This is a genomic window from Thermostichus sp. OS-CIW-29, assembly GCF_054058195.1.
In genome coordinates this window covers 1-20,751 of record NZ_JBSSAB010000042.1, presented here as the reverse complement: position 1 = coordinate 20,751, position 20,751 = coordinate 1, and the positions used below count along the sequence as shown (strand labels likewise).

15 protein-coding genes, 1 tRNA gene and 1 CRISPR repeat array are annotated in these 20,751 nt (G+C 57.7%); of the genes, 6 read left to right on the top strand and 10 right to left on the bottom strand.

The features are described 5' to 3' along the window. Nucleotides 1-385: 385 nt before the first annotated feature. Nucleotides 386-1,438, top strand: coding sequence for a CsgG/HfaB family protein (locus ACVWZJ_RS12665; protein ID WP_457396283.1), 1,053 nt, complete (start codon nt 386-388; stop codon nt 1,436-1,438). A 19-nt stretch (nt 1,439-1,457) separates the two neighbouring features. On the opposite strand, the gene pruA is transcribed toward ACVWZJ_RS12665, so the two are convergent. Further along, nucleotides 1,458-4,412 carry an L-glutamate gamma-semialdehyde dehydrogenase gene (gene pruA / locus ACVWZJ_RS12660; RefSeq protein ID WP_457396281.1) on the bottom strand — a complete coding sequence of 985 codons (2,955 nt, stop codon included), beginning with the start codon at nt 4,410-4,412 and terminating at the stop codon, nt 1,458-1,460. 155 nt (nt 4,413-4,567) lie between these two features. Here pruA and ACVWZJ_RS12655 point away from each other — a divergent pair, with 155 nt between their 5' ends. Continuing rightward, complete coding sequence (locus ACVWZJ_RS12655) at nt 4,568-5,227, top strand: SDR family oxidoreductase (protein WP_457396280.1); 660 nt, start codon at nt 4,568-4,570, stop codon at nt 5,225-5,227. A gap of 177 nt (nt 5,228-5,404) precedes the next feature. On the opposite strand, the gene ACVWZJ_RS12650 is transcribed toward ACVWZJ_RS12655, so the two are convergent. The 5 genes from ACVWZJ_RS12650 to tgt all read right to left on the bottom strand — a co-directional run bounded on the left by ACVWZJ_RS12650 (nt 5,405) and on the right by tgt (nt 9,699). After that, nucleotides 5,405-5,701 (bottom strand): hypothetical protein, encoded by a 297-nt coding sequence (locus tag ACVWZJ_RS12650; RefSeq protein WP_414351089.1) that lies wholly within the window; start codon nt 5,699-5,701, stop codon nt 5,405-5,407. A 6-nt stretch (nt 5,702-5,707) separates the two neighbouring features. After that, entirely contained in the window at nt 5,708-6,973 is a 1,266-nt protein-coding gene (locus tag ACVWZJ_RS12645; RefSeq protein WP_457396278.1) for a hypothetical protein, read from the bottom strand. An 82-nt stretch (nt 6,974-7,055) separates the two neighbouring features. Next, nucleotides 7,056-7,673: a hypothetical protein gene (locus ACVWZJ_RS12640; RefSeq protein WP_457396276.1), complete on the bottom strand. Its 618-nt coding sequence runs from the start codon at nt 7,671-7,673 to the stop codon at nt 7,056-7,058. A gap of 196 nt (nt 7,674-7,869) precedes the next feature. Beyond that, a complete protein-coding gene (locus ACVWZJ_RS12635) occupies nt 7,870-8,481 on the bottom strand; it encodes a hypothetical protein (protein ID WP_457396274.1) in 612 nt (203 codons plus the stop codon). A 120-nt stretch (nt 8,482-8,601) separates the two neighbouring features. Next, nucleotides 8,602-9,699, bottom strand: coding sequence for a tRNA guanosine(34) transglycosylase Tgt (tgt, locus tag ACVWZJ_RS12630; protein WP_457396272.1), 1,098 nt, complete (start codon nt 9,697-9,699; stop codon nt 8,602-8,604). Nucleotides 9,700-9,823: 124 nt separating this feature from the next. Between tgt and ACVWZJ_RS12625 the strand changes: the two genes are divergently transcribed. After that, nucleotides 9,824-9,906, top strand: a tRNA-Leu gene (locus tag ACVWZJ_RS12625). 134 nt (nt 9,907-10,040) lie between these two features. On the opposite strand, the gene ACVWZJ_RS12620 is transcribed toward ACVWZJ_RS12625, so the two are convergent. Further along, entirely contained in the window at nt 10,041-10,418 is a 378-nt protein-coding gene (locus ACVWZJ_RS12620) for a hypothetical protein (RefSeq protein WP_457396270.1), read from the bottom strand. Nucleotides 10,419-10,887: 469 nt separating this feature from the next. On the opposite strand from ACVWZJ_RS12620, the gene ACVWZJ_RS12615 reads away from it, so the two are divergent. Further along, nucleotides 10,888-15,468: a GAF domain-containing protein gene (locus ACVWZJ_RS12615; RefSeq protein ID WP_457396268.1), complete on the top strand. Its 4,581-nt coding sequence runs from the start codon at nt 10,888-10,890 to the stop codon at nt 15,466-15,468. Between the two features lie 258 nt (nt 15,469-15,726). Here ACVWZJ_RS12615 and ACVWZJ_RS12610 read toward each other — a convergent pair whose 3' ends face one another. Further along, a complete protein-coding gene (locus ACVWZJ_RS12610) occupies nt 15,727-15,870 on the bottom strand; it encodes a chlorophyll a/b-binding protein (protein ID WP_041436191.1) in 144 nt (47 codons plus the stop codon). Between the two features lie 89 nt (nt 15,871-15,959). Further along, the gene (locus tag ACVWZJ_RS12605; RefSeq protein WP_148202683.1) at nt 15,960-17,024 is read right to left on the bottom strand and encodes a polyamine ABC transporter substrate-binding protein; all 1,065 of its coding nucleotides are present in this window, start codon (nt 17,022-17,024) and stop codon (nt 15,960-15,962) included. A 356-nt stretch (nt 17,025-17,380) separates the two neighbouring features. After that, a CRISPR array of direct repeats spans nt 17,381-18,538; the repeat unit is 36 nt; unit sequence GTTCCCCCTTCGGGGGGATCCCTAGAAATTGGAAAC. Between the two features lie 79 nt (nt 18,539-18,617). On the opposite strand from ACVWZJ_RS12605, the gene ACVWZJ_RS12600 reads away from it, so the two are divergent. Next, a complete protein-coding gene (locus tag ACVWZJ_RS12600) occupies nt 18,618-19,142 on the top strand; it encodes a GNAT family N-acetyltransferase (RefSeq protein ID WP_414343795.1) in 525 nt (174 codons plus the stop codon). A gap of 3 nt (nt 19,143-19,145) precedes the next feature. Further along, nucleotides 19,146-19,850 (top strand): esterase/lipase family protein, encoded by a 705-nt coding sequence (locus ACVWZJ_RS12595; RefSeq protein WP_011432154.1) that lies wholly within the window; start codon nt 19,146-19,148, stop codon nt 19,848-19,850. A 9-nt stretch (nt 19,851-19,859) separates the two neighbouring features. Here the strand turns inward: ACVWZJ_RS12595 and psb29 are convergent, their stop codons facing one another. Further along, nucleotides 19,860-20,579, bottom strand: coding sequence for a photosystem II biogenesis protein Psp29 (psb29, locus tag ACVWZJ_RS12590; protein ID WP_041436186.1), 720 nt, complete (start codon nt 20,577-20,579; stop codon nt 19,860-19,862). Between the last annotated feature and the right edge of the window lie 172 nt (nt 20,580-20,751).

Sequence of the window (20,751 nt, the reverse complement as noted above, 5' to 3'; positions counted from 1 at the left end):
CACCCGTGTCAGCCCGGATGGCCTGTGGATCGAACTGCACGGGCGGTCGGAAGCAGGAACCCGCCGAGACGACTGCGCAAGGAGCCATCCATGCGTAGCGTGGTAGGAATCTCCGGCCTTTAGGCAGGGGAGGATGTCAATTGCAGAGAGCGAGTACCTTTGCTCAACAGGGTTGAGATTTGTCAACTCTTCTATACAAACCTTCTCAATCCCTTTTTTCAACAACCTTGTAGTCGGTAGAGTGTAGGGCATCTTCTGGGAACAGGCGACGTCAGGATCCTTAGCCCTTAGCTGCCAGGTGATACCGGTCACCGCCCTGAAGCTCTTTTGGGTGCAAGCTGAGAGTAACTGTGGCCACTTCCCAGATCTAGGAGATCGTTTAACCATGCGCAACCTCTCTTCCGTTTTGCTGTTCGGGATCCCTTTGGTAAGCCTAGGCTGGACAGGGATCCCGGTGGTGGCCCAATCCGCCAATCCAGCCCTCTGCCAGCAATTTCCCCAAGACATTCGCTGCACCCTCTCTGCCCCCAGCCAGGTGGGACAAGCGCCGCAACCCACATCCCGTCCTCGGATTGCAGTCTTGGACTTTGATTTCAGCAGCCTCAGCAATCCCTACAGCTTCCGCGAGGCTTCTCGGGGGGTGAGCGACCTGTTGGTGGATCGGCTGGTGAGAGATGGCACCTTTTCCGTCATCGAGCGCTCGCGGCTGGACGCGATCTTGGCCGAGCAGAACCTGGGTCTATCCGGTCGACTGGATGCCAACACCGCTGCTCAGGTAGGCCGGATCCTAGGGGTCGATGCGGTGATCCTCGGCAGTGTGACCCAGTTTGATGTGTCTGTGCGCCGTTCTGGGGGTGGGGCACCGGTCTTAACTCCCTTCGGCAGCTTCCCGCTGGCGGTGGGCGCTGAGTCAGTGGATGCCGATGCCAACGTGCAGCTGAATGCCCGCTTGGTGAGCACCAGTACTGCCGAGATCTTGGCCGTGGTCGAGGGCAAAGGCAACGCCAGCCAGTCGGATAGCACGGTCACGGTTGCCGGCTTTGGCGGGGGATCCGCCACCAGCAACGAAGAGAAGCTGTTGGTATTGGCAAGCCAACAAGCGGTGGAGCAAATTGCCCAGCAGTTGGCCGGTTTTGCCGGGCGCTTGGCAGCTCAGCCTCGCTCTCTGCCAACGGTTGACGCCTTGGTGGCGGATGTCTACGGCAACCAGGTGATCCTGAACAAGGGCAGCCGCGATGGCTATCGGGTGGGATTGATTCTTTCTGTGGAGCGCGTCGTCCGCGAGGTGAAGGATCCGGCCACGGGGACAGTCTTGCGCAAATTGACTGAGCCAGCCGGACAGGTCCAACTGACGGAGGTGGATGACAGCTCCAGTGTGGGACGCATTCTCAGCGGGGCAGGCTTCAAGGTTGGGGATGTAGCCAAGCCTGTCCAATGAGCTTTCCCAAGCCCTATCCTCAGGATCCCTCGATGGGAGCAAAGCCCTGCCGTTGCGTGTTTTCGGTTACGGTGCGCGGCTCTAAAAATTGCAGCAGGTAGTCGGGGCCGCCGGCTTTGGATCCCACGCCGGAGAGCTTGAAGCCGCCGAAGGGCTGCCGCTCCACCAGCGCCCCGGTGATCTCGCGGTTGATGTAGAGGTTGCCGACGGCAAAGTCCCGGCGAGCCTGTTGAATGTGAGAAGGGGTGCGGCTGTAGAGGCCGCCGGTGAGAGCGTAGGGGGTGGCATTGGCCATCTGCAGAGCAGAAGAAAAGTCCGGCGCTGAGATCACCGCCAAAACCGGGCCAAACAGCTCCCGCTGCGCCAGCTCTGACTGGGGATCCACCTGGCTGAACACAGTGGGGCCGACGAAGTAGCCTTTTTCCGGCACGGGCAGGCTGAGGTCGAGGCGGGCATCAGCCTTAGCCGATTGAATGGCCTGTTGCAGGCGAGCTTGGGCCTCTGCATCGATGACCGGGCCAACTTGGGTGCTGGGGTGGGCTGGATCCCCCACATTTAAAGAGCGCACCGCCTCGATGAGCCGCCCCAAGAACAGGTCGTGAATGGACTGCAAAACGATCGCCCGCGAGCAGGCGGAGCATTTCTGGCCACTGTAGCCAAAGGCGGAGTTGACCACTCCTTTGACCGCCTGATCCAGGTCGGCGCTTTCGTCGATGAGGATGGCGTTTTTGCCCCCCATCTCGGCAATGACCCGTTTGATGTGGTGCTGGCCCGGCTGCAGTTGCGCGGCTTGGGCGAGGATCTGGCAACCCACCGCCTGGGATCCGGTGAAGGCAATCAGGTGCACCCGCCGGTCTTGAACCAACAGGGGGCCGATGGCTTCGCCCACCCCCGGCAGGAATTGAAAGACACCCTCCGGGATCCCAGCTTCGGCAAGGGCCTTGAGGATAAACTCCGCCAGTTTGGCGGCGATCAGCGAAGATTGCTCCGCCGGCTTGAGGAGCACGCAGTTTCCGGCCACCAAAGCCGCCGCTGTCATGCCACAGGGGATGGAGAGGGGGAAGTTCCAGGGGGCGATCACCACCGCCACACCGCGGGGCTGGTAGTGGTAATGGTTGGTTTCGCCGGGCAGGTTGCACTCCCGTCCCCGATCCAGGGCCTCCATCTGCTGGGCGTAGTAGCGGCAAAAATCGATGGCCTCAGAAATTTCCCCATCGGCCTGGGCAATGGGCTTGCCCACCTCCAGCACCATCCAGGCAGCCAGCTCCGCCCGCTGGGCTTCGATTTGCTCCGCCACCCGCCGCAGGATCCCCGCCCTCACAGCCACAGGGGTGCGCCTCCAGCTGGGGAAGCTGGCTTGGGCCGCTGCCAAGGCTTGCTCCACCTGTTCCGGCTCGGTCAACCCAATTTCCGCTACCACCTGTTGGGGATCCGCAGGGTTGAGGGAGAGCATGGCTTGTTGGGTGGGGCGATATTCTCCGGCAATCCAGGGCTGAACCCTCTGACCCAGTTGAGGCCGGATCTCGTCCAATGCCTGAAAAAAGGGATCCCGCTGCTGGGGCTGGCTGAAATCCGTATCGGGAGCGGCGGCAAACGAGAGGGAAGGAGCTGGAAAAACGGATCCCTCCTCCAAGACCGGTGGGGCCAACAGCTGCTCGGGGTTGTAGCCCTGAACGCTTTGCCGCAGAAAAGAGGTGTTGGCGGTGTTTTCCAGCAAGCGCCGGATCAGGTAGGCCATGCCCGGCAGCAGCTCCCCGTAGGGGCAGTACACCCGCACCCGCTGTCCCTTCTGCACCAGGGCCTTGGCCAGGGGATCGGCCATGCCATAGAGCACCTGCAGTTCAAAAGCAGACTGGGGCACCTCCAGGGCTTGGGCAATGGCGATGGCTTTGGCCTGAGAGCGCACATTGTGGCTGGCGATGGCGGCGTGGAGATGGGTGTGGTGCTCCAACAAAAGCTGGGTCATGCGCTCGAAGTTGGCGTCGGTAGCAGACTTGCTGTTGTAAACCGGCTGTGGCCAGTGCTTTTGCGCCGCCAAGATGGTCTCTTGATCCCAGTATGCCCCCTTGACCAAGCGCACCGTCACCGGGGATCCCCGCTCTTTGGCCCAGGCGATCAGGTTTTGCAGATCGGTGTAGCTATCCCGCAGGTAGGCCTGCAGCGTCAGGCCAACGTCGGTGCGGCCTCGGAACTCCGGCTCCAGCAGCAGCTCCTGCAAAATGGCCAGGGTGAGGGATTTGTAGCGGTACTGCTCCATGTCGAAATGGATCCCGACTCCCAGAGCTTCTGCCCGGCGCAACAGGATGCGAATCCGTTCCCCCACTCTGGTTTTGGCCCCCAGGGGATCGATGGGATCGAACTGGGAATAGAAGGCTGTCAGCTTTACCGACACTTGCGGCACCGGCTGCGGTTGTGGCCAGGTTTTGACCATCTTTGCCAAATGCTCCATCACCTGCAGATAGCGATCCAGATAGGATTGGGCTTCCGCTTCGGTGATGACGGCTTCCCCCAGCAAATCCAGGGTGAAAGCCATACCCTGCCGGTGCAAAGCTTCCAGAGTTTTGCTGACTTGTTGCAGGGTTTCTCCGGCAATGTAGCGACGGGCCAAGGCTTCCACGGCAGCGGTTAGGGTGGTGGCAGCCAACTGCCCTGGCAGGGAGTCGGGGTCTGCAAAGTTGAGCAGGCTCTTCAGCATCCCCGGCAACTCTACTGCCGGATCCAAGAGATACTCCTGCAAATGGCGGGCCACCTCAGCCTTGCTTTTCAAGCTGGGCAAGACATCAATCAAGCGGAACAACTGGGTGCGCAGGTGGGGGTTCTCCATCGCCCAGGCCAGCAGCTTGTCCTCCCAGCGCAGTTGATCCCGCCACTGGGCCAGCAGGGATCGCCTCTCTCCCGAAAGAGAGGCGAACAGAGATTGGGCAAGAGCTTGGGTTTGGGCCTCGTAGGCGGTAGGAGCAGCTTGGGCAACCATCTGATGAACTGGGTGAACTGGGGCGCAGGATCCCTACCATCCTGTCATGGAAAGGATGGAACCTGAGGCCGATTTTGGGAAGATAATGGCAGATGGGGCCACCGCAAATCCTCGAATAGCTACGCCGGGTATAAGCAGCTTTGCAGGAGAGACTTATGCAGGCTTTTGTTGCAGGGGCTACGGGAGAAACCGGGCGCCGCATTGTCAAAGAGTTGGTGGGCCGCGGCATCCGAGTGCGGGCGCTGGTGCGCAGCCGCGAGCTGGCCGCTCGAGTTCTGCCCCGCGAAGCGGAAGTGGTGGTGGGGGATGTGCTGGATCCGGCCACGCTGGAGACGGGCATGGAAGGATGCACGGTGGTGTTCTGTGCCACTGGGGCCAGGCCCAGTTGGGATCCCTTTCAGCCCTACCGAGTCGACTATGAAGGCACCAAGAACCTGGTCGATGTGGCCAAAGCAAAAGGGATCCAACACTTTGTTTTAATCTCTTCCCTGTGTGTTTCCCAGCTGTTCCATCCCCTCAACTTGTTTTGGCTGATCCTGGTGTGGAAAAAACGGGCAGAAGAATACTTGCAAAAGAGCGGCCTCACCTACACCATCGTTCGACCGGGGGGCCTAAAAAACCAAGACAACGACGATGGCATTGTCCTATCCAAGGCGGATACCCTCTTTGACGGCAGCATCCCCCGCACGAAAGTAGCCCAAGTGGCCGTCGAAAGTTTATTCCAGCCCGCCGCCCAAAATCGCATCCTTGAGATCATCGCCAAGCCGGGTGTGCCCAACCAAGAATGGAGCGCTCTCTTTGCTATGGCAAGGTAGGTACCGAGCTGCATGCATGCTGCATACATTATGACTATGAGCGAGTATGAACGCGGCTCCCAGTTCCTCAGCAGGCTCGAACTTGGTGGGCGCATGTCACTCCTGGAAAGTCGATCCTGCATTGGTCGATAGTCTGCCGCAAAATGTCGGTGCCAAGCTAAACTTCTCGTTTTGCCCTTAACTTCCCTCTGTCTGGGAACCAGAAGACTTGGCCAACTGCTGCAAACGATTTAAGATCTGCGCCTCAGCGTTAGCATCGTGGAGTCGCAACGTTAGGCGGGGCACCCGCAACGAAGCCGTAATCCGGCCTGAGGGCAGATCCAGCCACACCAGTTGCCCTTGAAAACAGCGACAAGCGGCTCCCCATTCCTGGGCCAGAGCCTCTACCTCCGACCAGACAAGGCAACGTGGCAGCAGCAGGTCAGTGGCCCACCCAGCCCCACACTCCCGCCGCCTGAGGATACGCACCTGCATGGATCCCTACATCCGCAAGGACTCCGTCCCGCTGACGCGAGCGGCGTAGAACTCGCACCAGGGATCCCCTTGCTCTCTGGCTTTGGTCTCCTGGCCGTGGAAGAGCCCACCCCGCTGGAAGAGGCGGTTGTAGAAGACTTGATCCAAAACCGGCTTCTGCTGAATGTTGCCGTTGTAGACCAGATTCATCATCGCCGGCACCGCCCCTTGGGCAAAGTAGCAGGCGGGATCTTCTGCCCGTGGGTAGGAAGCCAAAAAGTAGTTGGCTTCGTAGTTGCCGTCAATGGCCACCCGGCAAGACTCGCCGCTCACCACCTCCAAAGCCTGCCAGCGACCCCACCCCAGGCTGCTGGCCACCGCATAGCCGCCGTGGATCCAGTCCGTGTCCTTCTCCAGCATCGGCCCCACAAGGGTTTCCCACTCCACCGATTCCATGATGTTGCCGAAGGTGTAGAAGACACAAACATGCCCCGACTCGCGGATGAGAGCTTCCCCCACCCCCATCAGCTCAGCCTGCACCGCCTTCAGCTCCTGTAAAAAGCGATACTGAATGCGGTTGTAGTAGTTGGCAGGCATGCGCGTTAGCAACACGTTAAACGCGCGAATTTGCCCCCGCTCATCTCCGGCCAAAGGCAGGCCCCACAGAGCTTCGTTGACCGCGTCATAGTCCACTGCCGTTACGGGCTGCGGGAACTGGGTTGGCTGCTCAATAAGCTTGCCCATGCCTGGACTGGGAGTCAACAACTGGGGCCGCGGCAGCCGAGTAACCTGGATTACACAGTGATCCTTACGGGTAACGGCCATGCACTCCGTTTCTTCTGCCGTGTAGCTCCCCAGCTCGCCAAACGTGGCATCCAGAGCTGCTGCCACATAGCCCACCGCCAAGTGGTCAATCGGGCGCGTGCGGCTGACCTGCTCTCCGTACTTGCTCAGCCAACCTTCTGCATAGTGAGAATGGGTAAGCTGCACTTCCCCGCCTGAAGGTGTCACCTCAAACGCCAGCCGCCCAAATCCTAAAAAACTGAAGATCTGAGCTGCCACTGCCAGGCGCTCTTGGGTCTCCTGAATGCCAAGAGCCTTGAAAGCTCCGTACAGAAGACTGTAAAAGATCTCCTGGGCTGCGGTGCGCAGGATCCCTACTCCATCGATCCAGTCGGGATCTTCAATAGTCTGCTGCAGGAATAGGTTGTAGTGATGGCAGTGGAAGATAACCGGCTCTCCAAACAGGGAGATGAGCTTACGGTCGCGGTCGAGATGTAGATGCTCAAGCATAGGCAAGTGAACTCAGATAAACAATAGGGGATCCCACAAGCGCAGCAACTGCCCTCAGACAAACCTCGCCAGCTATTCTCGACTACTCAAACCGGCATGGCAATAGGCAGACGCTCTCGGCCCAAAAGATCGGCCACTGCCTTTTGTAGAGAATGCGCAACTCCTGCCGGGTCAGGGTGCCTTTTTCAAGGCGGTTGCGGTCTAGACCTGTTTTCAAAGACAGGCGCATGGCCACAAAGTTGGGATCCGGAGCGTAGCGCCTGGCATAGCTCACCAAAGCCTGAGTAGTGGATGTGGTGGTGTCCTGAAAGGGGGGTAACAGCGGCTTTCCGTCGATGAGGATGGCTTTGACACGCTCTGAAATTGCCTTGAGGTCAGTGTGAGAGCGAGTTAGAAATAAAACAAAGTAGGGGCTTTTGGGAAATGCTTTGATGACAACCCGCAACCCCGACGTGCCGGCCAAAAGGTAGTCCGCCTCTTGGTCAGGGCTTGCCGACTGGCAGAGGCGATTGTTGGCCTGTATCAAGTCAGCTGCGTAGTTGCCCAACTGTTCCAGGGAGATCTCTTCCTGCACATCGTTGGTGTACGCAACCCTAGCCACTGCAACCCCATCGGTTACTCGCCCCACCAAAGCTGCGATCAAGCCCGGAAGACCGGCAATGTGCTGCTCAACCACACTGATAAGGGTACGTATGGTCACCAGTTTGCCTCCAGATAGAGATTGAGATTGCAAGAGGCTGCCCGTCCCCCAAACTCAGCCTTCAAGAGACGAGCCTGCGGTCGCAGTCGAGATGAAAGGGTTTAAGCGCGAGCAAATAAACTTAGAGTAAACCTAAAAAAGCCTTCCACGTGTAGCAACTACCCCTGGACAAAGCTTGCTAGCTATTTTGAACTACTCAGGCCGGCATGGCAATAGGCAGACGCTCTCGGCCCAAAAGATCTGCTACCGCTTTGTAAAGAATGCGCAGCTCCTGCCGGGTCAGGGTGCCCTTTTCGAGACGGTTGCGGTCTAGGCCCGTTTTCAAAGACAGGCGCAGAGCCACAAAGTTGGGATCCGGAGCGTAGCGCTTGGCATAGTCCATCAGAGCCTGAGCCAAAGACATGGTGCTGTCCTGCACAGGGGGCAGTAGCGGCTTTCCGTCAATCAGAATGGCTTTGATGCGCTCTGAAATGGCTCTGAGGTCGGTGATGGAACGGGTCAGGAGTAACACAAAGTAGGGGCTTCTGGGAAACGCTTTGATGACAACCCGCAACGCCGAAGTGCCGGCCAAAAGGTAGTCCGCCTCTTGGTCAGAGCTGACAAGCTGGCATAGACGACTGTTGGCCTGGACTAGGTCGCCGGCGTAGGTGCCCAAACGTTCTAGGGCTTGCTCCTCTTGGGAATCGCTGACGTAGGTTACTTTGGCTACTGTAGCACCATCAGTGGCCCGCCCTATCAAAACAGCAATCAAGCCCGGAAGGCCGGCGATGTGCTGTTCAATCACGCTGCTGAGGGTTCGGATAGCCATGATCTGACTCCTTCCTGCGGCTACATGGGATAGCTTAAATGCACGTACATGCACGTACTATCCCATGTACTTATTCTACCAAAATGGATCAGATGCTTCCAGACAAATCTCCCGGCCGGCTTAGCTCCAGGGATCCCAGTTCTCGTGAAACTTGCCTTCCAAGATGGCCTGACGCATCTTCTGGGTGTAGCGCATCAGCTCCGTGATGTTGTGGATAGAAAGCAGGGTATAGCCCAGGATCTCTTGCGCGCGGATGAGGTGACACAAGTAGGCGCGGCTGAAGTGGCGGCAGGTGTAGCAGGGACAGTCGGGATCGATGGGATCCAGGCTGCGGCGGTGCTCGGCATTTTTGATGTTCCAGCGTTTGCCCCGGCTGATCACCGTGCCATGGCGGGCATAACGGGTGGGGATCACGCAGTCAAACAAATCCACTCCGGCGGCCACGGCGGCCCGCATCTCGGCATAGGTGCCCACCCCCATGAGATAACGGGGGCGATCTGCCGGCAGTAGAGGGGCTGTTTGCCGCACAACGGCGTGCATAAACTCGACCGGCTCCCCCACACTCACCCCGCCAATGGCATAGCCCGGCAGATCCAACCGACAGACCTCTTCCACCGCCCGCCGGCGCAGCTCAGGGTAAACTCCCCCCTGCACAATGCCAAACAAAGCCTGATCTGAGCGACGATGGGCTTTCACGCAGCGTTTCAGCCACTGGGTGGTTCGCCGCACCGCTGCTTCCACTTCCTCAGGGCTGGCAGGGTAGGGCGGGCACTCGTCGAAGGCCATGATGATGTCGGCCCCCAGGGCGTTTTGAATCTGGATGGATAGCTCTGGGGTGAAGTGAATGATGCGGCCATCGCGAGGAGAGCGGAACGTCACTCCCTCCTCGTTGATTTGGCGAATGGCGCTGAGGCTGAAGACCTGGAAGCCCCCTGAGTCGGTAAGGATGGGGCCCGACCAGCCCATAAAGCGGTGCAGCCCCCCTGCCGCTTGAATGATGCTTTCGCCAGGTTGCAGGTGGAGATGATAGGTGTTGCTGAGGATGATGTGGGCACCTGTCTCCTTGAGCTGGGCCGGGGTGAGGGTTTTCACGTTGGCCAAAGTTCCCACCGGCATAAAGCAAGGAGTAGGGATCCCGCCGTGGGGGGTGACGAAGTATCCCGCCCGCGCTTGGGTATGGGGGCAGGTGCCCTCGCAGGTGAAGGTAAAGTCGGCCAAGGTCAGCGTTATCGGCTTTAATCTTGTGCGCAGCAGAGCTTAGCACAGATAGAGCCGCCGGCAAGGGATCCCTTTTGCCAGCCTTGACAGGGATCCCCTGCTTTGGGCACACTTGTAGATCACCGCGGAACTGGCGGAATGGTAGACGCGCTAGATTCAGGTTCTAGTGGCAGCAATGCCATCGGGGTTCAAGTCCCCGGTTCCGCACTCTCTTTCCTTCAACACTTAGGTTAAGCTATGCCGACATGCCCTGTCGGCCAAGGATAAGTATTGGGGGTGTAGCTCCACGGCCAAATTAGACTCCCTGCTCGCCGTGATGCTTCATCTCTTTCAAGTTGCCCTTAGAGGGTCAATTCGCTCTCAATTTGACTGAGTTTAATGCGGGCAAGAGCTAAGTTCCCTTTTTCTCGGTCTAAGGCTAGGTAGAAAAATAGGCCGTTTATGGTTTTAAGCGTACGCACTAGATGGTACTGAGTTTCCAGGATGATTAAAATCTCTTCAATTCTGTCGGTGAACTTAAGTGACTCCGCGACTCGCATCTTAGCGCGAATCACTTCTGTGTTTCCGGCGATTGCCAGCTCCAAGTTAGCTTCAGGAAAAGCGGGGCTGTTGGTGCCCTTATATCCCAAGCACATCCCTGTTTTCCAGTCCCCCAGCGCCACCCCCAGTGCTCCATCGATGCTCAGAGCTTTTACCAAACTGTCTTGGAGTTTTTGCATGACTGAGAGTATTCCCCCTTTACAAAGCTCGTCTCTCTTTTGAATAGTAAGCCTTCCGTTGAGAAATTTCAACTCGAAGCTTGCTTAAAAATGTTAGGATTTGATTATTTATAGGATGAGTGAAACCAAATGCATCAGAGGAAGCTTATTGAGCTTTCTCATCTTTGACATCAGTATAAATACTGAAACTGGGATCCGGTAAGTCTTTTTCCCTTCTGCCCGCGGCGGCTCTGGACGGGCCACGGCTCAGACCCTTATTTTGGCTCGTTTGCAGGAGCTAGAGTAGCTGACGCAGGCGTGGTGAAAATGTAGCGAACTGAACCAACGGGAAGCTGGTTTGGGGATCGGATCCCTGTAGCTTCCGGTGGAGAGGCTTGGAAGTTATGCTGGGGTTACCTCTTTTACCTTGAGACTATCGACCTCCGAGATCGGTGGATCGGGATCCCTTTCTCTCCGCTTAGTTTGACCTATGCCTAAGGCCCCCCTCCCTCCCAACGAAGAGCAGCGGCTGGCTGCCCTGCGGCAGTATCAGATTTTGGACACCGCTCCTGAGAACAGCTTTGACGAACTCGTCCGCCTTGCCGCCTACATCTGCGGCACGCCCATTGCTCTGGTCAGCCTTATCGACGAACACCGCCAGTGGTTTAAAGCCAAATTCGGCGTCGATGTGCAGGAGACTCCCCGGGATGTGGCCTTCTGCGCCCACGCCATCTTGTCGCCTAAAGAGCCGCTGGTGGTGCCCGATGCCACTCAGGATCCGCGCTTTGCCGATAACCCGTTTGTCGCTCAAGAGCCCCACATTCGCTTTTACGCTGGCATTCCCTTGGTAACTCCAGAAGGGCAAGCCCTGGGCACGCTTTGCGTTGTCGATTATCAGCCTCGGCACCTGACCCCAGAACAACTGGAGCAATTACAAGCCCTGGCCCATCAGGTGGTGGCCCAACTGGAGCTGCGCCGTACTTTGAGGGAACTGGCTCAGACGCCTCTGCTGCCTAAGTCGGGGGATACTAAACCTGCCCGCAAAAACCGCTTTCTCCTCAAAGTTACCGCCGGTTTTGGCCTGGCTGCCTTGCTTTTGGGCGGGATCACCTACTCAGCTCAGCGGAATGCCTCTCAACTGCCGCAGCTTACAGAACGAGTGGCCCACACTCTAAAAGTGATCCAAAACTTGGAAGGATTGCTGGCGGAAACCCGCGCCGCCGAGGCCGGTAAACGTGGCTATCTTCTGACCGATAATCCTCGCTACCTCGGTGAGTACCAAGACAGCCTTGAAGCAATCTCTACCCGTCTGCGCCTGCTGCAGGAACTGACTGTCGACAACCCCCTGCAGCAAGAGCGCCTGAAGCGCCTAGAGCTGCTGCTGGAGCAACGGCTACGAGTCATCCAAGACTTGATCCGGCTGAGGGAGCAAGAGGGGCTACTCGCCACCCAGGAAGCCCTGGAAAGCAGCGAAGGGCCAAGGTTGGTGGAGCAAATTGCCGATTTGATCCTGGTGCTCCAGCAGGAGGAAAATCGCCTTCTGCAGCAACGCAGCCAGGAATTTCAGTTTGCCTGGGTTAGAACCAATCTCATTGCTTTTGGCGGGCTCATTTTTACTTACCTGGTTTTGGCCTCGGTTTACTTCCTCATCCGCCGGGAGACTGCCGAGCGGGAAGAGGCAGAACGATCCCTCAAGCAAGAGCGGGATTTTACCAACGCGGTTATCGATACGGCAGGGGCGCTGGTGGTGGTCATGGATCCAGAAGGGCGTATCCTGCGCTTCAACCGCGCTGCCGAGCAGCTTTCTGGCTACTCGCTGGCAGAAGTTAAGAACCGGCTGCTGTGGGATTTGGGTTTGATCCCGCCGGAAGATGTGCCTGGTGTGAAGCAAGCTTTTGAACAGCTCAAGGGCAATCATTCCCTCTTTTTGAATCGCCATGAGAATTTTTGGCGCACCAAGCAAGGGGCACTGCGGCTTATTTCTTGGTCTAACACCGCCCTAATCAACGCTGCCGGCGAGGTGGAGTTTGTCATGGGCACCGGCATCGACATCACCGACCGCAAGCTGGCGGAGCTGGCCTTGAAAGAAAGCGAAGAGCGCTACCGGGATCTCTTTGAAAATGCCACTGACCTCATCCAGAGCGTGGATGCTGAAGGGCACTTTTTATATGTCAACCGCGCTTGGAAAGAGACCTTGGGCTATGACGAAGCTCAAGTTTATCAAATGACCCTCTTCGACATTCTCCATCCCGACTGCCGAGAGCACTGCCAGGCTCTTTTCCAGAAGCTTCTAGCAGGGGAGAAACTGGAGAGGGTAGAGACAGCTTTCCTCACGGCCACTGGTGAAACTGTTTGGTTGGAGGGCAATGTCAGCTGCCGCTTTGAAGATGGAGTGATGGTGGCTACGCGAGGCATCTTCCGCAACATTACTGAGCAGAAGAAAGCGGCAGAGGAATTGGAGCGGCAAAACCGCCGGGCTCAGTTGCTGGCGAATCTCAGCTTGAAGATCCGCGAATCTTTGGATATCGCCGAGATCCTAGAGACGGCGGTAACAGAAATCCAAGCCCTGCTCAAAGCCGACCGAGTCTTGGTCTACCGCTTCCAGCCGGATGGTTCTGGGATCATCTCCAACGAGAAAACTCAGCCGGGGATCCCCTCCTTGCTGGGAGAGGTGATCGAGGATCCCTGTTTTCAGGAAAAGTACGCCCAGCTCTACAGCCAGGGCCGCGTTCGCGTTGTTAGCGATGTGGAAAGTGAAGGACTGGAGCCTTGTTACCTAGAGCTGCTGCAAAAAATGCAGGTCAGGGCCAACATGGTGGTGCCGCTGTTTTTGGAGCAGCAGTTGTGGGGGTTGTTGCTGGCCCACCAGTGCTCCGGGCCCCGTCAGTGGCAACCCTTTGAGATGGAGCTGCTGTCGCAGTTGGCCAACCAAATTGGCATTGCCCTCACCCAGGCAGCCCTTTTGGAACGGGAGAGAAAGCGCAGCCTGGAGCTGGAGCAGGCCCGCAAAGCAGCTGAGCAGGCTGCACAGGCCAAAAGCAGCTTCTTAGCCACCATGAGCCACGAGATCCGCACCCCCATGAACGCGGTACTGGGGATGACGGGCCTGCTGCTGGAGACCCCCCTCAATGCAGAACAGCGGGACTTTGTAGAGACCATCCGCATCAGTGGCGATGCCCTGCTCACCCTCATCAACGACATCCTGGACTTCTCCAAATTGGAGGCCGGGGAAATGGAGCTGGAGATCCTGGATTTCGATCTCCGCTCGTGTCTGGAGGAGGTGGCGGATCTGTTTGCCCCCACTGCCCACGCCAAGGGATTGGAGCTGGCGGTGCTCATGCCACCGGAAGTGCCGCGCTACCTGCGGGGAGATGCTTCGCGTCTGCGGCAAATCCTCAACAACTTGGTGAGCAATGCCATTAAATTTACCCACCAGGGGGAGGTGGTGATCCAAGCAGAGGTGCTGCAAGAAACCGCTACCCATGCCCACCTCAAGCTCTCGGTGAGAGATACCGGGATCGGGATCCCGGCGGCGGCGCAGAGCAAGCTGTTTCAACCGTTTAGCCAGGTGGATGCCTCTACTACCCGCAAATACGGAGGTACGGGACTGGGCTTGGCCATCTGCAAACAACTGACAGAACTGATGGGGGGAACCATCTCGTTGCAAAGCCAGGAGGGACAGGGCAGCACCTTCAGCGTCGAGCTGACTCTGGAGCGGCAGCCCTACGTCCAGCAGCTTTCCCAGCCTTCTGCTCGCATCCCGGTGGATTTGCAGGGCAAGCGGCTGTTGGCGGTGGACGACAATGCCACCAATCGCAAGATCCTGCGCTGCCAGGCCACGACTTGGGGAATGGTGGTGGAAGAGGCCGAAAATGCCTATCAGGCTATGGACAAACTGCGCCAAGCCGTTCGGGAAGGCAGACCCTTCCCCCTGGCCGTTTTGGATATGCAAATGCCAGAGGTGGATGGGGAGACCTTGGGCCGCTGGATCAAGGCAGATCCGCAACTGGCCGAGACGCAACTGGTGATGATGACCTCCCTGGGACTGGGGGAGCACTCCCGCCGCGCTGCTGAAATTGGCTTTGCCGCCTACTTGGTTAAGCCGGTAAAACAAAGCCGTCTGCAGGAAGCGCTGGTCATGGCCCTGGGGAAATCTTCTGGTTTATCCACTTCGCTCTTGGGAATGAGTCCCGTCCTCCCTCAGACGACCCCCAGGGAGGATCGTCCCCGTCAATCGCTGCGCATTTTGCTGGCAGAGGATAACCCCGTCAACCAAAAGGTGGCTTTGCGCCAGCTCGAGAGTTTGGGCTACAAGGCCGATGTGGTGGCCAACGGTCAGGAGGTGTTGGATCTCCTGCAGAAGGTCAGCTACGACCTTATTCTCATGGATTGCCAAATGCCGGTGATGGACGGCTACGAGGCCACCCGCCGCCTACGCCAACAGGAACGGAGATCCGGCCACCGCACAGTGGTGATTGCCATCACGGCCAACGCCATGCAGGAGGATAGGGAGCGCTGCCTGCAGGCAGGTATGGACGACTATCTCAGCAAGCCGGTGCTGAAGGAAGATTTGCAAAGGTTGCTCAACCACTGGAGCCAGGTGATTGCCCAGTCTGCAGGGGGATCCTCCAACCAAGCCGCTTCTGAAGCAGCCTCTCCAGCTTCCCCCGCTGAGAGCCGGGATCCCTCTTCTCCCACCCAGCCCTACCCCATCGACTCTGCCTACCTGGATCAGGTTTCCGGCGGGGATCGGGGGTTTCAGCGAGAGCTATTGCAGGTGTTCATCCAAGATTGCGAAACCCAGCTTCCGCAATTGCGCCAAGCCATTGCCGGTTACGACGCAGAAAGAATGCGGCGGATCGCTCATCGCCTCAAAGGAGCCAGCTCCAATGTGGGAGCCAACGCTTTTTGCCAAGTGGTTCGCGAGCTGGAACACTTAGGAGTGGCGCTGGCCCAGCAGGGATCCCAAGGTGGTCATGACCTAGAATGGGCACGCGCTCTCCAGGCCCCAGAAGACCTAGAACGCATCTTGGCCGATATCCGCCAGTACTTGCAGGATTTGGAAGAGTAGATTCCTAGGGATCCCAAGCCTTCTGCGCTGCTAGCTTTCACTCCCCGCCCCTCTCCCAGTGGAAGAGGAGAGTCAGCGGCAGAAGCAAGGCAGTGGAAGCTGGACTTAACAGCCTGCATTTCGCTTCCACTTCCATTTGGATTCATTCAGACCTAAATCCAGAATCGAGGGCAATGCGAAAGCCTGGCTGCTTTGCAGAGGGTGGAAACTACAGCCAGGCAAGCAAGGATCTACAGCAGTGTCGTAGGCCCACCGGGATTACATCAGGCCGATTTGAGAGAGGATCCCTTGGCCGGTCAGCAACTCGGTCGCAACGCCAATCACAAAGCCCAACATTGCCAAACGGCCATTCCATTTTTCGGCGAAGGTGGTAAAGCCAAACTTAGCTTCTTGGTTTTCCATGGTTCTAGCTCCATCAACGGGTGACATCTTTAATGTGGCTCAGATATTAAAAATTGTCAAGTTTTATGTCGAGAGCTAACAAGGGATCCCTAGCTGCTTTTCACGGTTGTCCAGAGGGCGTCGATGAGGCGCAGCTCTTCCCCTGACAGCACTTTAAGGTAGGTGAGTTTGGCCAGGGCCTCTTCGTCAGGGTAGATGGCCGGGTTTTGCCGATCTTCTGGGTTGATCATGGGCAGAGCTGCAGCGTTGGGGGTGGCGAAGCGGTTGTGGTTGCTCAGTTGAGCGCCGACTTCAGCATCCAGGATGAAATTGATGAAGCGATTGGCCAGCTCGGGGTTGGGGGCCTGGGCGGGAATGGCCATTACATCCAGCCAAATGTGGGCACCCTCGCGGGGGACAAAATAGCCGATGTTGGGGTTTTCTTCGGCAGCTTGCAGGGCATCGCCGCTGTAGACAATGGCTACATTGGCCGTTCCAGAAACCAGTTGGTTTTTGCCCCCCACGCCCCCAATTAGGCCGGCACTGCGGCGCTTGGTGTCGATCAAAAGCTGCTGGATCTGCTGCAGTTCGGAGCGAACGGTGGTGTTCATATCGAAGCCCAGGTAAACGGCAGCAGCGCCGATCATGGAGCGCATCTCGTCGATCATCACAAAGGGGCCATACTGCTGCTGCGGGTCGAAAATCAATCCCCAAGAGCGTTCAAAGTTTTCGGGCAGGCGGTCTTTGCGGTAGCCAATGCCGGTGGTGCCCCACTGATAGGCGGCGGTGTAGGTGTTTTCTGGATCAAAGGGCAGGCCGACAAATTTTTCGCCCAGGTTGCTTAGGTTGGGGATCAATTCTTTGTTGAGAGGCTGCAGCAGTCCCAGCTCCAACATGTTGGGCACAATGTAGTCGGTGGGAACAACAATGTCGTACTGGCTGGTGCCTCCCCCCCGCAGTTTGGCCACCATGTCTTCGTTGGATTCGTACACGCTGACCAGCACGCGGCTATTGGTGGCTTTTTCAAAGGCGGTGAGGATGTCGGGATCGATGTATTCTGACCAGATGTAGAGATTGAGGGTCTGCCTCTGGGCAGAGGTAACGTGGGGCCAAAACAGAACCAGGACAAGCACACAGCAGAGTAGGGTTGTAGCCGAGGCAATCCACTTTTTCATGAGATTTCTCCGACTGTGAAAAGTTGAAAACATCGTATCTGCTTTCATCCCCCAGCCGGCTACACCCGCGGCTAGGGGGCACGCCTTGGGCAATCGCCAAGCCCCGCAAACTCCGGTTGAGGCTCGGGTACTCACCCTTGTTTCCAAGACAACACCCAAACGGTATCAACGCCTCCGCGAGCGATCCGCCAAAAGCCGCAAAGGCCGATTCTTTCGTCGGATCCCTCGATGCCTTGCGCCACAAGGCTTTCCAGCCCCAAAACCCCCTCGCCGCAGCTCTTTTTGCCGACTTTTTTCCGGATCCCTCGCAAATGGGTCTTGCATTCCTTGCCCTGCTTGGGTTTAATAGGGGTGGAGTTCCCCCTTCGGGGGGATCCCTAGAAATTGGAAACCCAGGTCTATAACCACGGTAACCGGCAGCTGCACATCTATGGTAGTTCCCCCTTCGGGGGGATCCCTAGAAATTGGAAACTGGTCTAGGGAAGCCCGGGGGAAGTGGAAATCTGATGTTCCCCCTTCGGGGGGATCCCTAGAAATTGGAAACAATTTAGGCCATCTGGACCAACGAGCCTGGAGTTGGCTCGAAAGTTCCCCCTTCGGGGGGATCCCTAGAAATTGGAAACATTAACGGGGTATTTTTGCTTTTGCTTTTGCTATTACTATTGTTCCCCCTTCGGGGGGATCCCTAGAAATTGGAAACACTGATCATAACTATCTGAACAATGTAGATGTTGTAGGTTCCCCCTTCGGGGGGATCCCTAGAAATTGGAAACTCGGGAGGTCCCGCATGAGCAAGACGCACCCGTCGATGTTCCCCCTTCGGGGGGATCCCTAGAAATTGGAAACCTTTGGACTCCTCTAACAACCGGCGTTCTGCTTGTCGCTGTTCCCCCTTCGGGGGGATCCCTAGAAATTGGAAACACCCCATCTAACTGGGGCAACCAAGTGGGCTTGAGGCGAAGTTCCCCCTTCGGGGGGATCCCTAGAAATTGGAAACCATCCCGGTCCCCTGGTTAAACGTGCCGCCAGGGGAGGTTCCCCCTTCGGGGGGATCCCTAGAAATTGGAAACTTGAGTCTCCAACTTAAGAGCGGGGTGCTGACATACAGTTCCCCCTTCGGGGGGATCCCTAGAAATTGGAAACATCTTCCACTGGGGCCCATGTCGCCTCCTGTCGCTGTACGGGTTCCCCCTTCGGGGGGATCCCTAGAAATTGGAAACTCCGTTGATTTGTCTGATGATCAACTTCGGCTCTTCGTGTTCCCCCTTCGGGGGGATCCCTAGAAATTGGAAACTCCTCAAGAGGCCAGCCATGCTCCTTGAGAAGAGAAGGTTCCCCCTTCGGGGGGATCCCTAGAAATTGGAAACGTGCAATCCAGGAGGTACTCGACGCTGTTCGTGAAGTTCCCCCTTCGGGGGGATTCCTAGAAATTGGAAACATCGCCGATTGGGCCTGGGCCTTCAGCGCCTTTTGAAGCGGTTCCCCCTTCGGGGGGATCCCTAGAAATTGGAAACAATTCCGCCACCGATCCTGGCTATACTGAGGACACGCTCACCCAAAGTAGGGGTGAGCTTTCACTCGGCAGCGATTCACATGAGTTTTTGGAAGGGCCTGTTCGGGTCAGCAGGAGCTGCTACAACCAAAGAGCCGGCGCAAACAGCTAGGGCCGACCGTCGCCAGGAAACGGTGGTGGTACGAGGGGAGACAATCCTCTTCAGCTTGGATCCCAACTTGGATCTGTACGAGCTAGAGGAGCTCTGCGATGCGGTGGGGTGGTCGCGTCGCCCCATTCACAAGGTGAGAAAAGCCCTGCAGCACAGCTTTTTGGTGGTGTCGATGTGGCAGCAGCGGGGCAGCTACCGTCGCCTCATCGGCTTTGCCCGGGCAACGTCCGACCACGCTTTCAATGCCACCATTTGGGATGTGGTGGTTCATCCCGATTTCCAGGGTAGGGGTCTGGGCAAGCGGCTGATGGAAAAGGTGATCCACGAGCTGCGCGCCCGAGACATCAGCAACATCACCCTTTTTGCCGATCAGGGAGTGGTCAGCTTTTACGAACGGCTGGGCTTCACCGCCGACCCTGAGGGGATCAAAGGCATGTTCTGGTATCCCCGCTAGCGTATGGCCCCTGTGGTGATTTTGCCCGGTTATCTGGCGGGTGCGTCGGAGTATGAGCCCCTGCGCCAAGAGCTGGAAGCCCGCGGCTATGCGGCACGGGTGGTGCCGTTGCAGGTGCGCAGTTGGTTTCCCACGCTGGGGGGAAGGCCTGTCACTCCCATCCTGTGGGCCCTTCGAGAGACCATCCAAAAGACCTGCGCTGAGTTTGGGGTTGACCGAGTTAACCTGGTGGCCCACTCCGCCGGCGGCTGGATTGCCCGCATCTACCTGGGATCCGTGCCCTATGGGGGACAGGTGTGGCAGGGGCGGGAGCAGGTCGCTGCGCTGATTAGCTTGGGATCCCCCCACACCAGCCGGGAGCGCTGGACGAAGCGCAATTTGGACTTTGTCAACACCCACTATCCGGGGGCCTTTTGGCCCGAGGTCAAATATGTGTGCGTGGCGGGCAGGGTCATCCAGGGGCAGAGGTTGAGTCTGGGATCCCTGTGGCGACAGGAGCATTATCTGGCTTGGCTGGCCTACAACAGCTATTGGCTCACGGCTGGACAGGGGGAATTGTGGGGCGATGGCATTACCCCCATCGAGGCTGCCCACCTGCAGGGGGCTGTTAACCTCACTCTGCCCAACTGCTACCATTCCGGTCGGGGTGGACGGCGCTGGTATGGATCCCCCGAGGTGGTGGAAACTTGGGCTCAGTATCTGGCTTAGGGCCGGGGTTTAGCTGCCAGGCTTGCTTGGGTCGCCGAGGGAAGTCTCGGGCAAAGAGGCGGCCGATTGGCGGCGTTCCTGCTGACGCCGGGCGGCTTTTACCATCTCCTCGACCACAGCCCGCGCCTGCTTCATGCGATCCAAACTGCTGCGATAGAGCTCCAGATCTTTTCTCACCCGCTCTGTTGAAAAGGGCAGCTTGCTCACCACATTCTCCAAAAAGCGGCGGGTGCGTTCTTCTGGTTCTTCGTAAAGGGACTTGGCCACAACTTCATAGGCTGTGTAAAGGCCAACAGCTAAGACCCGGCTGTAGGCGTAGGGCGGCTGAGTCATGCGCTCCAAAATGGCTTTCAACCCACCCACATCTTCCGCCTCTGGCTTGAGACAGAGGAGATCAAGTCTTTGACGGGGATCCCCGCTTCCCATCAACTCCAGCAGATCGCGGGCATTCTTGCGCAACACCTCCGGCTTGAGGTGCAGAGCCTTACAGAGGGCGTTGAAAATGGCTTCTCGCTGCTCAGGGGGGTGATAGGCTTCCATCAGCCCGTCGTAGAGGGTGACCAGCCCCAAGGCAAAAAACGGATCGTAGACGAAGGTGCTGTTGACGGTGGTCAGGTGCAGCTCCACCAACAACTCCTCCACCACCCGGCGATAGACGGCGTTGATCGGGCGAGGGTAGGCGCTGAAAAAGGCCGCTTTGGTGGCGGAGAGGGTGCGAACAGGATTCACAGGCAGATAAAAATGAGCTTGAGGATGGCTTCTCTGTTTTTTTATTCTCACCTGTGCTGACCCTGAGGGCAAGCTGTGTTGACATCCTCCCCGGCCTGAAGGCCGGAGATTCCTACCACGCTACGCATGGATGGCTCCTTGCGCAGTCGTCTCGGCGGGTTCCTGCTTCCGA

Coding starts and splice junctions, on each gene's coding strand:
- ACVWZJ_RS12610 (WP_041436191.1), bottom strand. CDS start 15,870: ATGGAAAACCAAGAAGCTAAGTTTGGCTTTACCACCTTCGCCGAAAAA.
- pruA (WP_457396281.1), bottom strand. CDS start 4,412: ATGGTTGCCCAAGCTGCTCCTACCGCCTACGAGGCCCAAACCCAAGCT.
- ACVWZJ_RS12620 (WP_457396270.1), bottom strand. CDS start 10,418: ATGCAAAAACTCCAAGACAGTTTGGTAAAAGCTCTGAGCATCGATGGA.
- ACVWZJ_RS12635 (WP_457396274.1), bottom strand. CDS start 8,481: ATGGCTATCCGAACCCTCAGCAGCGTGATTGAACAGCACATCGCCGGC.
- ACVWZJ_RS12615 (WP_457396268.1), top strand. CDS start 10,888: ATGCCTAAGGCCCCCCTCCCTCCCAACGAAGAGCAGCGGCTGGCTGCC.
- ACVWZJ_RS12665 (WP_457396283.1), top strand. CDS start 386: ATGCGCAACCTCTCTTCCGTTTTGCTGTTCGGGATCCCTTTGGTAAGC.
- ACVWZJ_RS12650 (WP_414351089.1), bottom strand. CDS start 5,701: ATGCAGGTGCGTATCCTCAGGCGGCGGGAGTGTGGGGCTGGGTGGGCC.
- ACVWZJ_RS12595 (WP_011432154.1), top strand. CDS start 19,146: ATGGCCCCTGTGGTGATTTTGCCCGGTTATCTGGCGGGTGCGTCGGAG.
- ACVWZJ_RS12655 (WP_457396280.1), top strand. CDS start 4,568: ATGCAGGCTTTTGTTGCAGGGGCTACGGGAGAAACCGGGCGCCGCATT.
- ACVWZJ_RS12600 (WP_414343795.1), top strand. CDS start 18,618: ATGAGTTTTTGGAAGGGCCTGTTCGGGTCAGCAGGAGCTGCTACAACC.
- ACVWZJ_RS12605 (WP_148202683.1), bottom strand. CDS start 17,024: ATGAAAAAGTGGATTGCCTCGGCTACAACCCTACTCTGCTGTGTGCTT.
- ACVWZJ_RS12645 (WP_457396278.1), bottom strand. CDS start 6,973: ATGCTTGAGCATCTACATCTCGACCGCGACCGTAAGCTCATCTCCCTG.